Below are 14208 nucleotides of genomic sequence, written 5' to 3'. Positions count from 1 at the left end.
ATGAACATCACGGAACAGGTCATATTCGAGCAGTTTCCCTATTGGGAAAAGGCGATCGGTCCGATATCCGCGCCGCAGGAGGCCGAACTGACGGTCTTCCTCGGTTGCGGCACCTCCTATTACCTGGCGCTCTCGCTGGCTGCTCAAGCCAATATCTTCGGCCGTCCGGCAATCGCGGTTCCTGGCGGGGAATGGCTCAACAAACCCAACGCCTTCTGGCCACGCTGGGAGCGCACACATGTGATTGCCCTTTCACGCAGCGGTGAGACCACCGAGACGGTTGCGGCCAGCAAGGCGAGCCGTGCCGCTGGCGCATTCGTGACTGCGGTGACGGTGGAACCTGACAGTGCTCTCGCCAGGAACTGTGATCGGTTGGTGAAGGCCGCGACCCATCCCGGGGAGGGGATCGTCATGACCGTGTCGGCCAGCCTGATGCTGCTTCTTTGTCTGGAAATAATGGGGCAGGACGTTCCCAGCGAGTTGGTCGGCTCAGCACGTCGCCTGGCCGAGGCGGTCGATACGGTGGTTCCGCGTCTCATCGCAGGCCGTTCGCATTTCGTATTTCTTGGCGGTGGGGCTCTCTACGGCATGGCGCTGGAAGGCGCGCTGAAACTCATGGAAATGAGCCAGAGCTTCACACAGGCCTTTCATCCGCTGGAGTATCGGCATGGGCCGATCAGTCTCGTCGACAGCAGCACGGTCGCTGTCATGCTCTACAGCGCCGATCAGAAGTCAGCCGAAGCGAAGCTGGTTGCGGAATTGCAGGAAAAGGGCGCGGTGGTCATCGGTTTCGGCGGTCCGGGCGATGCCGAATTCGACATCGATTGCGTTCCGGCTCTTGTGGGCCTTAGCCTCTTGCCTGCCCTGCAGATACTCGGTGAGCGCACGGCGCAGGCCAGGCAGATCGATACAGTCGCCCCGCGCCATCTGACCAAGGTCGTGAAGCTGGCATGAGTTCGTTCATCGCGCAAAATCGAAAGAACGTGCTGGGCCGGCTGATGGGTGCCCGCATTTCGCCCTTGCCTCGCGGGATCACCTCGGTCTGTTCGGCACATCCCCTGGTCATCGAAGCCGCGCTGAGAAACGGCCTTGCCGGAAACATGCCGGTTCTCATCGAGGCGACCTGCAACCAGGTCAATCACGAGGGCGGCTATACGGGAATGACACCCGCCCGCTTTCGCGAATTCGTCGAAACGATCGCCGGCAGCGTCGGTTTCGCAACGGGCAAGATCATCTTCGGTGGCGACCATCTGGGTCCCAATCCCTGGAAAGCGCTGCCAGCCGAGAAGGCCATGGAGAAGGCGGAAGAGATGGTTGCCGCCTATGTGGCTGCGGGGTTCGAGAAAATCCACCTCGACACGTCGATGGGTTGCGCGGGCGAACCGACAGCACTGGCCGACGATCTAACCGCCGCCCGTGCAGCGCGCTTGGCTGTGGTTGCGGAAAAGACAGCGGCTCAGGTTGGGGTCAAGCGACCATTTTACATCGTGGGAACGGAAGTGCCGCCTCCCGGCGGTGCGACCCATGCGCTGTCTTCCATTGAGGTGACCCGGCCGCAGGCCGCGTTGCAGACGCTGTCCGTTCACAAGGCTGCCTTCGTCAAGGCCGGCATCGATGGTGCTCTTGAGCGTGTGATTGGGATCGTCGTTCAGCCTGGGGTCGAGTTCGACAATGCGGGCGTCGCCGTGTATCGCCGCGAGCACGCGCGCCAGCTCAGCGCGGCGCTGCAACTCATGCCGGATGTGGTGTTCGAAGCCCATTCGACCGACTACCAACCAACGGAGGCGCTTTCGGCGCTGGTCGAAGACGGGTTCGCAATCCTCAAAGTCGGACCGGGACTTACCTTTGCCCTGCGCGAGGCTCTCTATGGCCTCGACACAATCGCAGGCATGCTTGGGGATACCAAATACTCTCTCTCTACGACGATGGAGGACATCATGCTGGAAAATCCCGGCCACTGGGTGTCTCACTATCCGGGCGATGACAGGGAACGGCACCTGCAACGGCATTTCAGCTACAGCGATCGTATCCGCTATTACTGGCCAGACGGGCGTGCCGAAGCCGCCGTCGATCGGCTGTTCTCTAAGCTTGAGCGCGACATACCTGTACCGCTTATCAGCCAATATCTGGGTCGCCTTCATTCTCGCGTGGTTGCGCAAAAGACTCTGCCAAGACCTCGTGAACTGTGCCTTGCCGCCATCGAGGACGCCTTAGCGCCCTACAATGCGGCGATACTGAGCGACCGGGGTGGCGGGTGATGTCTCCATGTCGCACAGGCCCGAAAACACAGAGTCCAACTAGAAACAGTTCCGATTGGAGTTTGGCATGGCATCGGTGAGCATTGCGGATGTCCGCAAGAATTATGGGCAGGTTGAGGTTTTGCATGGGGTGGACATTGACATCAAGGATGGCGAATTCGTCATCCTCGTCGGCCCTTCCGGTTGCGGAAAATCGACACTGTTGCGTATGATCGCCGGCCTTGAAGGGGTAAGCAGCGGCGACATTGCAATCGGCGGGCGCGTGGTGAACGACGTCGCTCCAAAAAATCGCGATATCGCCATGGTATTCCAGTCATACGCGCTTTACCCCCACATGACTGTGGAAGCGAATATGGGCTTCTCGCTCAAACTCGCCAAAGCGCCAAAGGAACAGATCCAGCGCCGGGTCCGCGATGCGGCGCAGATCCTGGGACTTGAAAAGCTGCTGGACAGATATCCGCGTCACCTGTCTGGTGGCCAGCGCCAACGCGTGGCCATGGGGCGTGCCATCGTGCGGCAGCCTCAGGTCTTCCTGTTCGATGAGCCGCTATCCAACCTCGATGCAAAGCTGCGTGTGCAGATGCGATCAGAGATCAAGCAGCTTCATCAGCGGCTGAAGACGACCACGGTCTACGTTACTCACGACCAGATTGAAGCGATGACCATGGCCGACCGCATCGTGGTCATGCATGACGGCGTTGTGGAGCAGATTGGCTCGCCGCTGGAACTCTACGATCGGCCGGCCAATCTCTTTGTCGCCGGTTTCATCGGTTCGCCGGGCATGAATTTCCTTCGAGGCAGGCTAGGCACCTCGGAGAAGCCGGAATTCATCGGGAACGGAGGTGTTCGCCTGCAGCTACCCGCCGGCATGAAAGTGACCTGCGATGCTGAGGTGATACTGGGTATCCGCCCGGAGCATCTGATGCTTGTAGAGACTGGGATCCAAGCCCAAGTCGTGATCGTTGAGCCGACTGGATCGGAAACGCAGGTCTTTGCCCGTCTTGGCAAAGACGAAGTTGTATGCACGACGCGTGATCGGATCGACGTACGACCTGGCGACAGGCTTGCGCTCCAGCCTGACTTCAGCAAGCTGCATCTGTTCGATGCTGGGACTGGCGCGAGATTGCACTGCTGACTGCGCCGAGCCCAGGTTAGAACCTGAGAACAGCAAATCTCGAAGCCGCTGGAGACATTTGCATGGACTACCTGGTCAATCTTTCTCAGGTGTGCCCAGATCCGGCGCTGACCGAGCGCGTGAGGAACGCCGGTGTGACGATCCGGCGCGTGTTGGCGCCGGAGTTGGAATTGGTGACCGATTGGGTGCGGAGGAAATTCCAGTCGCGCTGGTCGAGTGAAACCACGATCGCGATGTCCCGCTGCCCACCAACCTGTTTCCTTGCTTCCATGGAAGAAAGGATGATCGGTTTCGCCTGTTACGACACTACGGCGCGCGGTTTTTTCGGTCCTACCGGGGTAGACGAAGCCGAGCGTGGAAAGGGCATCGGACACGCATTGCTGCTGACAACACTGCTCGACATGAAGAATATGGGATACGGTTATGCTATCATCGGTGATGTCGGACCTGCGGCCTTCTATCAGCATGCGGTCGGTGCAACACCAATTTCGGAGTCCGGACCGGGTATCTATCGCGGGATGCTTGAGTGAGTTGATAGAGGACTGGGACAACAAGAGACGGATCAAATGATCCGATGACGACAGTTACGTTTCCAACTGCTGCTCTTTCCCGGGATGGGTGGCAAGCAGCGGCGAAGTCACGCTTGTGGCGCGCAAGGGACGCCATGATCAGTCGCTGTCGCTGCCGTTCTCACCATTTCTCTAGCGCCGTGGCCGATCGCTCTTTGCCCAGCTCACGAACACGGCGATCGCGGTCAGCATCGCCATGGTTGCAAGGTAGCGCCAGGGATGCTCTTCGCTGTAGCTCGACCAGCAGACAGCGACAAAAGCGACGGCGGCAAAATATCCAACGATGACCATCCAGCTCCATAGGGCAAGTCGGCCCCGTAGCCGTATTTCTTAACCCGAAACCACGGCTTGCTCATCGGTTCTCGGCGGTTTGCATCGAACTGCCGGGACCCTCTTGATGCTCACCCATGCTTCTGTTCATTCCAAGCGAGCGAAACTGGTGTGTTGAATGAGCTGTTGCCCCCTGATGCTTCTAACTAAGTCTCTATTTTGTTCCTTGTTGCATTTCCGGGCACTCGTGGAGCGCCGGGAAATTTATGTTTTGATCGTCAGAGACAAACCTTAGGTTGCGTTAGTGCCAAAATGCTTCCTGCAGAGACAAAATCAGGTCGCATTTTCACCTACCAAGGGTTCAAACCATCTGCACCCGCTCGTAGCGCCGCAAGTCGCGCACCTCTTGCAGGTGCCGTTGCATATGGTGAAGTTCCGGCACTGCGAACAACTGTTAGCGGCCCTCCGACTTGGTGCGGCGGTCGGCGGCAAGCGGCTTCGCCTCAGCGGCTTCCAGCGCGGCTGCGTCCGTGAACAGTGCCAAAAGTCGCGGTTTCCTCCGAGGCTTCTTCGAAAGCAATGTCTTCAGTCAGTTCCTTGCGCGCTCCTCATATAGTTGGGGCGCTGCCATGTGCTGAGCCGTGCCAGGAAACGCTGATAGCCAGGTTGGCGAGCCAGGAGGGCGCCGCCGAGATTGCGCAAAAAAATCGCGTCCGCCAGCTTGAGAGTGAGCGTGTTGTGCAGGCCGAGGATCCGATGCGCAGTGACGGGGTCCTCGACATCCGACAGGGCAACCCGGATGATTGACACATCGAGGTCGCGGCAGGAGGCGAGGGCAGCCGCCTCGCGGCAGCGCCAGGCCACTACCTTCTGGGCCCATGATGGCAGGCGGCGGCGCAATTCGTCGAAGCTCTGGAAGCCGGGAATGTTGATGACGGCATCCGTCGCAGCCACAAGTGTATCCATCGCGTAGGGGCTATCGGTTGTCTCCGACAAGTTCCCGCCGATGCGGGTTGAAGCGTCGACGACGACGAAGAGCAGATGCCGGATCCTCCTGGCGTTCTCAGCCGGCAAAGGTTCTGGGGCCTCCCGGTTCATCAAATGCAGCAGCGTCTGGCTACCGATGTTGTCGACGAGGCCGCCATCATAGAGCTTGAGGAAATTAAGATTGCCGATATGGCCATAGCGATCAAGCGATTGCTGATATTGCTCCTCGACCAGGGAAACGGGTTTCACGGTCGGTTTTGTAGCCATCGCGATGCCGGCCTCGGCATCCGGCGGGCAGTTCGAACGGTAGTTGCGCAGGGAGATCGGTGCAAAGGCGACTGGCACCGCAGTGGAAGCGGCGACGGCATAAGCAAGTGGATAATCGTTGAAATTGCTGCAGATGGCGGCGAAGGATGCCCTGTCGAATATGAAGGGCGTGCGGTTATAGAGATCGGTGGCATGAATCACCAGTCGGGGACGCCCAGGCCGGTCTAACATGCCAAGCGTGGCGCCGTGATAGAGGTTGGCGTCGAGCCAGGGGGGCAGGTTGTTGCGGTCATTGACACCGCCGCGATAGCCGCGCAACAGATTGGCCGGGCCGAAGCTGGTATGCAGCGACGCTTCGGCATTGCTCGCGAGGAAATCGCGCTGGAAGTCGGGCAGCCCGGTCGGGCCGTGCAGCGCGAAATAGGCCGCGAGCATGGCCCCGCCCGAAACGCCACCCACCACGACGACGTCATCGGCCAGACTGCGCCCGCGTGATGCCGAGGGCGTGCGCGCAAGGCTTGACAGAACGCCGTAGCCGAACGCCGCAGAACGGGCTCCGCCACCGGAAAAAGTAAGTACGATCGCCGTATCGTCCCCTTGCAACGACACGCCCGCCGCCTGGCTGCTGTTTCCGAGCGCGAGCGGTGCATTGGTTGGCCGCGTATCTGGCGCGGCGCAGCCGGCAAGGAAACAAGCCAGTGCCAGTAATGCCACCAAGGGCAGTTGCGCCCCCGTTCGCCCCGGCACTCTGTGCAAAAACAATAGAAGAGAGGTGGCGGATCGAAAAGGAAACGCAATCATCATTGCAATTATGAACACCGGAACCGACCCGCCGACGTTGGATCGGCAGAGAACACGCCGACTTTCCATGCCTTCCATTGCGGGAGCCTTGCATAATCGTCTCGGCTTCGATTTTGTAAGTGGGTATCGCGGCTGCAGTTCTGCGGCACGAAGCCCCGGGCTCATGAACGGGACATTCCACTCCAATTAGCGCCTGGGCTAGAGTAGATGCACAGCATGCGGTGCAAACAGCGCTATCGCGATAAGTCCGACTCCCACAATACCAAGGCTACCGGCGAGGAGGCTCAAAGCTACGATACTGGTAATGACGGTTGCCGACGCCAGCACGATGCCGATTTGGAAAGCCGCCGAGGCCACCTCGTAGTGATGATACTTTGCAAGAGCGAGGTCGCGCTTTTCCTGCTCCTCGGTAGCGCGATGCGACAGTTCGAGCGTGCCTTCCCCCTTGCCTCCGGCGGCATCAGGTTCAGATTGATACCGTGCCGCGGACCTGGTCCACGCACTGATCTGGTTCGACAATGCCGCCCTTTGGGCCACGTCGGTGGTGCCGAGGACACCGAGCCTCGCCGTCTCGCTGGCAATGATCGTCATCGTTCGGCGAATGTTCTTGGCCTGGAAGAAGTTCCAAAGATTGGATGCTTCGATCTGGTGGTTTAACGCAGCGGTCTGGGCGCTCTTGCCGAGCGTCTCGGAGAAAGCAAGGAAAAGGGCGAGCACTGCAATCAGCAAGGCGACACGCCTATTCAGTCTGTCAGCACGCGAGTTGAGATCGCCATGTTCGAAATTTCCCTTATGCTCGGCCTCGTGCTGAATCGCATGCATGCCATGGCTCATAGAAGATTCCTTTGGACATTACCGTGTTCGGCTCTCTATTGTGAAAACGCTGCGTCTTTCGGCGCAGCGTTCGGCAATAATTCCGCAAAGGTGGAGGGTTATTTCTTGCCCTTTCCTTTTGTTTTCTTTTCCTGCTTCTTTTCGTGCTTCTTCTGAGCGATCTTCAAAATTTCGCTTTTGGTTTCGACGCTCGTAATGAATTGCGGATTGTCGATCCTGCCTGAGCCAGCAAGAGCACCCGTTGTGGAAACGGAAACGAGTGCAAATGTCGCCGCGCAGGTAAACAGGGCAAGCTTCTTCATTTTGGACTCCTTCGTGGTTGACATGCTGACTGGAGGGCATTGAGACAAGCACCAGCCATTTGGATTGCGCTCTGTAAGAGCACACCAATTCAAATTGGCCGCAGTTTGTGCAGATATAGTCGAACAACGGTGGTGAGACAGAGCAGGAACCCGGCACCTGTTCCTGATCAGAAACGTACCCCGGGCGAACCGTGGACGATGCTGCTGGTGGCGACTGCCACGGCGATGCCCTGGAAGGCCGATGTCCGAGCAATCGCAAGCTCTACGGGAGTCCTGGGGTGTTGCCACCATTGCACCAGGCAACGCGTTCTTCGCCGGTCTGATAGGCTCTGGCTTGTCGCCGCTCCCATCGTCAACCTGTCACGGATGTCCCTATCGAGCGGATCCGGCGTCGCACGGTTGGCCGCTTGAACGGCTTTCCGGCGTTCGGATCAGTTTTCGCATGTCCATCGTGCCTCACCATCCGACCAACCGAGCGCCACGAACCTCAACATCTCTCCATTGTGTTGTCGGGTCTTGTTTTTTCCCAGGAGGCGATCGGTGGAAGGATTTTCAGCTTGTTGCTCTCAGGTGCGGATACGCTGGAAAGTGGGCTGGTCGGCGCGTGTTGCCGATTTTATTCCAATTGACCGGGTTCGCGCCGCGCACGACGCGATCGCTCTGGAGACACAGGTCTTGGGGCAAACGGTTCAATCCGAGCTGCTTGCGTGTCTACTGCCACTGCGTGCATAAGCGAGCGCTAACCAATCCTTCATATCCATCGACGAGTTTGCTGACGCGGCCATGTGTTGAGTTCCGCCTCAGGCAATCGGGACCCGCTCCGTTGGCGCGCGGGTCCCAGCTTTTGCTGACAACCTTTCGTATCCTGCCATCGACAGCATCTTGGCGGCAATTTGATAAAGTCTGTCTGGTGCGATTGATCGCTGCTGCGCAGATACGCCTATGTCGATCATGTTGCACCCCAGCGTCCCCAGGGTTTCGAAGCTGCTGCATCGCTGGCGCGTTTCGATCTCCGTCACTGTTTGGCTGCGCTGTACTGGGCGGGTAGAACCGAACAGCCGTCCGACCCTGCCCTGGTTCCCCATGGATTGGACAGACGCGCTCAGCGGTTGATCGCCAGCACGCCGGTGATGTCGTGATCCTGGTTTAACTCGCCGCTTCGCCACAATGATCCATATCGGTCAGCGAAATTTCAGGGTGGAGAGGTGGGTTGGTCGGATGAGAAAAAGCTGATTGTGATTTGACAGCGGCCTCATCTGCACTGGAATATCAGTGCCATTAGGAATTTCTAACTTTTATGGCCGTCACAGGAAACGAGGCTGGTGACGGCCATTCTTTCCGTGATCACCGCTGGAGATTTCAGGCGAGCCTGCGACTGCCGGCGGGTTTCGTTGCAATCAGCGCGCGAGCGAAGGCGGATTGTCGAGCCGAGAAAACGGCTCGATCGTGTCGCTTTGGAATTCTCGGCCTCGAGCCTGAGAATTTCAACCTGCTCCTAGTCGTCGTTCAGGCGCAGTTTTGGATTCGCCACGTCGTACATGTGGCGTCTCAAGCGAGCCGCGAGAGCCATATCCAGACCCCAAGGAGAGCCGATTCTGAAAGACGGTTGGACGTTCTAATAACGTCCAGGAAGCAACTGGCCGTTCTTCGCTCTTTCGCCAGCGCCGTCGCTTGTCCGAATGATATAGCGACGCTCATGCGCATCTATGACATGCTCAACAGCAAGTGTGGATTTTACCGGGGGCAGTCCGACCGTCGATGGCCTCAATTCTCAAACAGCATTTGCCGTATGAGATTCGCAGACGGTGCCCAGTGCAGATTGCTGGATGGCCTGCAGTCGGGAGATCACTGTACAATCATTGCGCGGATGGGCCAGCTTGCAGACTATTGCCATGGGCTGCCGACAGCGTGATGCGTGGTGCTGCCCTGCCCCGCCCTTGTCGTCCCGGAAATTGGTATCGCGACGGCTCGTGATGCTCTGTCAAGTATCCATCAAATTTACACGATGCCTCAACATTGGAATCCGAATGGATGGCTTGTGTGCTGTCCCTTGTTTTCTTTGGAGACATCCTGGCCAGTGATTTGTCGCGACCCAACCATGCGGGACAGGATTCGAAAGAGTTGTTTTTATCGGCCACTATGCGCATTCAAGCTGCGATCGGATGGGCCGCTGAATTGTCTCTGAAGCCGTTTCCGCGCACCTGTCCATGGTCGTGCGACGTTCCTTCTGAAATTTAACGCCAATATCCTGATCGCTGCGCCATTCAGTAGGGAATTCTATGCCTGAAGTTCGTATTGTCGATCCGGGTAATGTTGCTGAAACGCTCATCTGTGGACCATTCAACTGTTCGGTCAACGGAAGCTTTGCTACGCTAATCTTCACGCATGAACGGCTGATCGCCGACAAGTTGATGGGCTCCACGCCAGAGATTAAAGTTGAAGCCGTTGTCCGAGCCCGCCTTGTCATGCCCGTCGAGGGTTTGAAACAATTGCGAGATTCAATTGATCGGATCTTGCGAAATCGACAGGCAGAAGGCCAGGTGCCAGGCAGTCTAGGCAATCATTGATCAGGCCACTCGCGCCGTAACTGCGATCTGCGGGGCTTGAGATGCTTCTGAGGTCTCTCAATGCAAGGTCTTTTTCGTCAGCGGGGGCGCCCGTCTGAGGCGAAGTTACAAACGCGAACTATCGCTCGTGCCGCTGTGCAGCAGGGAAGGTACAACTCCATTTTCGCCAAACAGCATCATTACCAAGCGAATTCTGCGGTCGTCAGCGCCAGCTGGCATTGGCTACGATTGTCGCTGCGGTGGCCGTGCCGAACACTGTGATCTGTTCTGACCCGGCACTCTGCCGTCGCTATGTGCCGGTTGCCACCACGGGTGGATTGCCCTGCTTGCAGGCCCAGCATCTAACATGTCATTGAGCACAGAATTTCAGATGAGCAAATTGATCTTTGAGCAGATGAACTTGAACAGCGATTTCGATAAATATCACCGCCTTGCTCGCGTGGAGATGAGTGACAATGATTTGGTTGATGGTCGGGAGCTGCGACAGCTGATCGCGGAGCAAGCAGTGCGCGCATGGTGGGTGTGCAAACCAGAGCAGATTGAGCCCGTTGGCTGGTGCGCGGTCATGGATCCACCTCCATTTGGCTGGGAAAGCAAGACCGCGCATATCCTAGGGGTCATGGTTTTGGGCCCTGAGAAGGGAAAAGGTGTTGGGCGGGAGATTATTCGATGGTTGGTTAATCAACTCAGCGGGCGTTCTTTGACTGCGGCCATCTCGCCAGCCAACTTCGCTTCCGAACGAGCATTCCAGTCGATGGGCTTCGTGCTCGTTGCTGCCGGGGAAGACGAGCTTTGTCACACTTGGCGCAGGCTCCCAACCGATCCGTTGCCTTCGTGAATCTTTCGCGCCACCTTTGTGTGGCCTTTCCGCGCTCGACTTTGTTTTTTGCGCAGAGAGCTCCCGCCGCACCTGTCCTTCCACAGCGCGTCAAGTTCTGCTTCTCATCCTCCAGGCGGGCCATTGAAGCTCGGTCTCTGCTGCCTGTGGGCTCCCGCCTTGCGGACTCCTTTGCCGCTGTTTGAGTTTCTGTTGCTTTGCGGCAATTGCTGCGTTGGATCGGACTAGGCGCGCCACATCGCGCACCAGTTGGTCCCAGGCTTCACGATTACCGGCGAAGTGGACTACTTCAACAAGTCTGCCAACAAGTACCACGCCAAAAGTGACGGCGTCGGCGGCGTCCTTCGCTTCCAGCGCAACTTCTAACATTTGACCCTTGGGTCGAGGCAGGATCCGGTTGGCTAACGGGGTCCTGTTTCGGTCTCTTTTGGGAAACAGCGCTGAGATGATGGTCAACGAGAGAGGATATGCATTTTGAATTGAATTCCACGGTAATTACAGGTTGCGAAATCAGAACTTGGCAAGACTGAGCCGAAGGACACAGGGTAGTGATTTATCCTTGTACCCTGGATTGAGGCGCTGTCCGGTTGCCAAGCGCGAGGATTCGCGAAAAAGGTGCTTGCGAGGCTTCCCGTTTCTGGCCTTGTTGTTCCAAGGCAACCAGACCTGCTGCAGTCAGCCTCTGTCGGCGGTTCCTGAGATCACTGCTCTCGTCCCGGGCGGCGGTTGCGTACGCATCGACGTTGCCAGGCTACTCATGCCGATATCGATCTCGGCGGGTCTTGCACAAAAATGCAAAAGGAGTCTCAGGCAAGTTGACTCGGCCGGTTGGACACCAGCTTGCGGCCCGCATACCATGTCACGAAATAAAGCACGGCCAATGCCAGACAGGACGCAATCGAATGACCAAAGAGCTGACCATCGATCGATCGAAGGGTGTTGCTGCAGGCAGGAGTTCGGGCTCGGGATTTGGCAATCTCGCTTGGGCGGTTGCGACTTCCGACGACAAGCGTCTCGACCTCAAAGGCCAGGTCGCGGCCGCTTTCGCAAAAATAGACCGCGTGCTGGGCGAGTTGGGGACCGACCGCCGGAATCTACTCTCGGTCACGGTCTTTTTGGCAAGCCTTGATGACAAGAAGGCTTTCGATGTCGAGTGGCTGAGCTGGGTTGGGGACAATTCCGGACATTGGCCGCAGCGTATGTGTATCGGAGCCACGCTGTCGGCAGGAACGTTGGTTGAGATTTCGGTTGTCGCGGCGCGGCCAGGCTAACGCAGGTAGCGCCGCTCATCGGAGCGGACGTTTTCCATTCCCTGCAGGTGGAAAACATCTTCCACTGGCAGCAAGTCTCGATGGACTTGCTGGACGCCGCCATCCGCTATGACGCGTAAAAACGTTTCCTTCATTGCGGTGGCGGCGGCACGGATCGCGTAATTGCCATAGATGATCATGCGGATGTTTTCCAGCGCGCGTATGTGAGCTGCGCTGAGTTCCGGGTAGGCGTTGGGCACGATGACTAGGGGAACCGCGCCTTTCCAGGCTCTTGAGAAGCTCTCGATCTCGCTGGGATCCTTCTTCTTCGAGTGGATGAGGATCATGTCGGCGCCAGCCTGCTCATAGGCGCGCGCACGCGACAGAGCTTCATCCTCACCAAGTCCGGCTATCAGCGCCTCCGTGCGTGCAATAACCAGGAAGTCAGGATCCGATCGCGTCGCCAGTGCAGCTTCGATCTTGCCCTGGAATTCTTCCACACGAACCAGATCGTGATGGCCGTCAACCGCGAGGCTCGTGACCTTCGGGAACGACTTGTCTTCAATGACGATCGCGCTCGCACCGGCTCGCTCGTACTCCCGAACCGTGTGAATGACGTTGATCGCGTTGCCGTATCCAGTGTCGACGTCGGCGACAATCGGCAGGGAGGTTCTGCCGGCAACGGCCCGAACCATATCGAGATGCTGGGTCATCGAGATCAGGCTCATGTCGGGAAGGCCATAGAGCGCCGAGAGCTCGAAGCCTGATGCCCACAGCCCGTCGAACCCGGCCTGCTCGGCAAGAATCGCCGACAATGGACTATGGGTCGCCATGATGTGAACCAGGCCCTTCTCAGCCATAGTACGGCGCAAATATGTCGCCTTGGTCATCGTGAGTTCCTCACGTCAGTGCTTCGCAAGCATAGATTATGCGTTTGCAGGCCAGATCGAGTTCGGTCTGTGACGACGCGTATGAGATCCTCAGGAACGATGGTGCCAGGAAGGCCGATCCTGGTACGGCCGCGACGCCGAACCGGTCGAGAAGGTAGTCGGTGAAATCGATGTCGTTGGCAATGACCTTGCCTTGCGGTGTCCGCTTGCCAATCAGCCCGGCACATGACGGAAAGGCATAGAAAGCGCCGTCGGGCAGAGAACAGCTCAAGCCTGGTGCGCGTGCAAGAAGGCCGATGACGAAGTCGCGCCGCTTTCGGAACTCGGCGACGAAATCCGCGACATGATGCTGATCTCCGCCGATGGCTTCAACTGCGGCGTATTGGGAGATTGAGCTCGTGTGCGACGAGATCTGTCCCTGGATCGTGTTCATGGCCTTGATGAGTTGCGATGGCCCGGCGGCGTAACCCACGCGCCACCCTGTCATCGCACTCGCCTTGGAGACGCCATTCACGATCAGAACCCGCTCGAAAAGGTCCGGGGCGACTGTAAGGATTGAGGCGAAAGGAACGTCGTAAACAAGCTTCTCGTATATATCGTCCGAAAGGACGTGAACATGCGGGTGGTCCCGCAAGACTTGCGCCAACGCGGCAAGCTCGTCTGCCGAATAGACTGCTCCCGTCGGATTGCATGGCGAATTCAACATCAGCCATTTCGTGCGCTTCGTGATGGCTGCTGCCAGAATTTCCGGCCTGAGCTTGAAGCCGCTTCCCGGCTCGCACTGTACCAACACCGCCGTGCCGCCCGCCAGAGCGACCATGTCCGGATACGAAACCCAACAAGGGGTCGGGATGATGGCTTCGTCGCCGGCATCGAGGCTGGCATAGAGCGCATTGAAGATGACCTGCTTGGCGCCGCAGCCGACGGTTACCTGGTCGCCGCCATAGTTCAATCCATAATCGCGCTTCAATTTTGCGCAGATTGCCTCGCGCAGCTGTGCGATGCCGGCGACAGCCGTATAGCGCGTCAGTCCTTCGCCAATGGCCCGCACACCAGCGTTGCAGATTGCTGCCGGTGTCGGAAAATCGGGCTCGCCCTGGCTGAGGACAATGACATTGACGCCGCTGTCTTTCAAAGCCGCTGCGCGTGCGGTCATCGCCTTCGTTTCAGATGGACGGACGACCTGGAGCCGATGTGAAAGTAATGTCAATGCGAATGCCCTCGACCTCATGTAAGGTTG

At 58.0% G+C, this 14208-nt stretch carries 13 protein-coding genes; 7 read left to right on the top strand and 6 right to left on the bottom strand.

Annotated features, from left to right (window positions below; genetic code table 11):
* The 4 genes from ACFWYE_RS19200 (at position 1) to ACFWYE_RS19185 (ending at position 3923) form a co-directional block, all read left to right on the top strand.
* The gene (locus ACFWYE_RS19200) at positions 1 to 954 is read left to right on the top strand and encodes an SIS domain-containing protein (protein ID WP_379113549.1); all 954 of its coding nucleotides are present in this window, start codon (positions 1 to 3) and stop codon (positions 952 to 954) included.
* Entirely contained in the window at positions 951 to 2258 is a 1308-nt protein-coding gene (locus ACFWYE_RS19195; RefSeq protein WP_379113547.1) for a D-tagatose-bisphosphate aldolase, class II, non-catalytic subunit, read from the top strand. Before ACFWYE_RS19200 ends, ACFWYE_RS19195 begins: the two co-directional genes overlap by 4 nt.
* Before the next feature lie 67 nt (positions 2259 to 2325).
* The gene (locus tag ACFWYE_RS19190; RefSeq protein ID WP_379113545.1) at positions 2326 to 3393 is read left to right on the top strand and encodes an ABC transporter ATP-binding protein; all 1068 of its coding nucleotides are present in this window, start codon (positions 2326 to 2328) and stop codon (positions 3391 to 3393) included.
* A gap of 62 nt (positions 3394 to 3455) precedes the next feature.
* Positions 3456 to 3923, top strand: coding sequence for a GNAT family N-acetyltransferase (locus tag ACFWYE_RS19185; protein WP_379113543.1), 468 nt, complete (start codon positions 3456 to 3458; stop codon positions 3921 to 3923).
* 171 nt (positions 3924 to 4094) lie between these two features.
* Here the strand turns inward: ACFWYE_RS19185 and ACFWYE_RS19180 are convergent, their stop codons facing one another.
* From ACFWYE_RS19180 to ACFWYE_RS19165, 4 genes are all read right to left on the bottom strand, one after another.
* Positions 4095 to 4253: a hypothetical protein gene (locus tag ACFWYE_RS19180; RefSeq protein ID WP_379113541.1), complete on the bottom strand. Its 159-nt coding sequence runs from the start codon at positions 4251 to 4253 to the stop codon at positions 4095 to 4097.
* A gap of 564 nt (positions 4254 to 4817) precedes the next feature.
* Positions 4818 to 6365 (bottom strand): patatin-like phospholipase family protein, encoded by a 1548-nt coding sequence (locus tag ACFWYE_RS19175; RefSeq protein WP_379113539.1) that lies wholly within the window; start codon positions 6363 to 6365, stop codon positions 4818 to 4820.
* Between the two features lie 120 nt (positions 6366 to 6485).
* A complete protein-coding gene (locus tag ACFWYE_RS19170) occupies positions 6486 to 7121 on the bottom strand; it encodes a DUF4337 domain-containing protein (RefSeq protein WP_379113537.1) in 636 nt (211 codons plus the stop codon).
* Positions 7122 to 7219: 98 nt separating this feature from the next.
* On the bottom strand, positions 7220 to 7423 hold the full coding sequence (locus tag ACFWYE_RS19165) for a hypothetical protein (protein WP_379113536.1): 204 nt from the start codon (positions 7421 to 7423) through the stop codon (positions 7220 to 7222).
* A gap of 2279 nt (positions 7424 to 9702) precedes the next feature.
* On the opposite strand from ACFWYE_RS19165, the gene ACFWYE_RS19160 reads away from it, so the two are divergent.
* From ACFWYE_RS19160 to ACFWYE_RS19150, 3 genes are all read left to right on the top strand, one after another.
* Positions 9703 to 9990: a hypothetical protein gene (locus ACFWYE_RS19160; protein ID WP_379113534.1), complete on the top strand. Its 288-nt coding sequence runs from the start codon at positions 9703 to 9705 to the stop codon at positions 9988 to 9990.
* 370 nt (positions 9991 to 10360) lie between these two features.
* On the top strand, positions 10361 to 10828 hold the full coding sequence (locus ACFWYE_RS19155; RefSeq protein WP_379113532.1) for a GNAT family N-acetyltransferase: 468 nt from the start codon (positions 10361 to 10363) through the stop codon (positions 10826 to 10828).
* 902 nt (positions 10829 to 11730) lie between these two features.
* Complete coding sequence (locus ACFWYE_RS19150; protein ID WP_379113530.1) at positions 11731 to 12099, top strand: Rid family hydrolase; 369 nt, start codon at positions 11731 to 11733, stop codon at positions 12097 to 12099.
* Here ACFWYE_RS19150 and ACFWYE_RS19145 read toward each other — a convergent pair.
* Both ACFWYE_RS19145 and ACFWYE_RS19140 read right to left on the bottom strand, forming a co-directional pair.
* Complete coding sequence (locus tag ACFWYE_RS19145; RefSeq protein WP_379113528.1) at positions 12096 to 12968, bottom strand: isocitrate lyase/phosphoenolpyruvate mutase family protein; 873 nt, start codon at positions 12966 to 12968, stop codon at positions 12096 to 12098. The two genes, ACFWYE_RS19150 and ACFWYE_RS19145, sit on opposite strands and share 4 nt — an antisense overlap.
* A gap of 10 nt (positions 12969 to 12978) precedes the next feature.
* Positions 12979 to 14178: a pyridoxal phosphate-dependent aminotransferase gene (locus tag ACFWYE_RS19140; RefSeq protein WP_379113526.1), complete on the bottom strand. Its 1200-nt coding sequence runs from the start codon at positions 14176 to 14178 to the stop codon at positions 12979 to 12981.
* Between the last annotated feature and the right edge of the window lie 30 nt (positions 14179 to 14208).

This window comes from Mesorhizobium sp. NPDC059025 (assembly GCF_042739655.1).
In the GTDB taxonomy this organism is placed as follows: Bacteria; Pseudomonadota; Alphaproteobacteria; order Rhizobiales; family Rhizobiaceae; genus Mesorhizobium.
The sequence above is the reverse complement of the archived record's forward strand: the minus strand, read 5'-3'. Positions and strand labels throughout refer to the sequence as shown.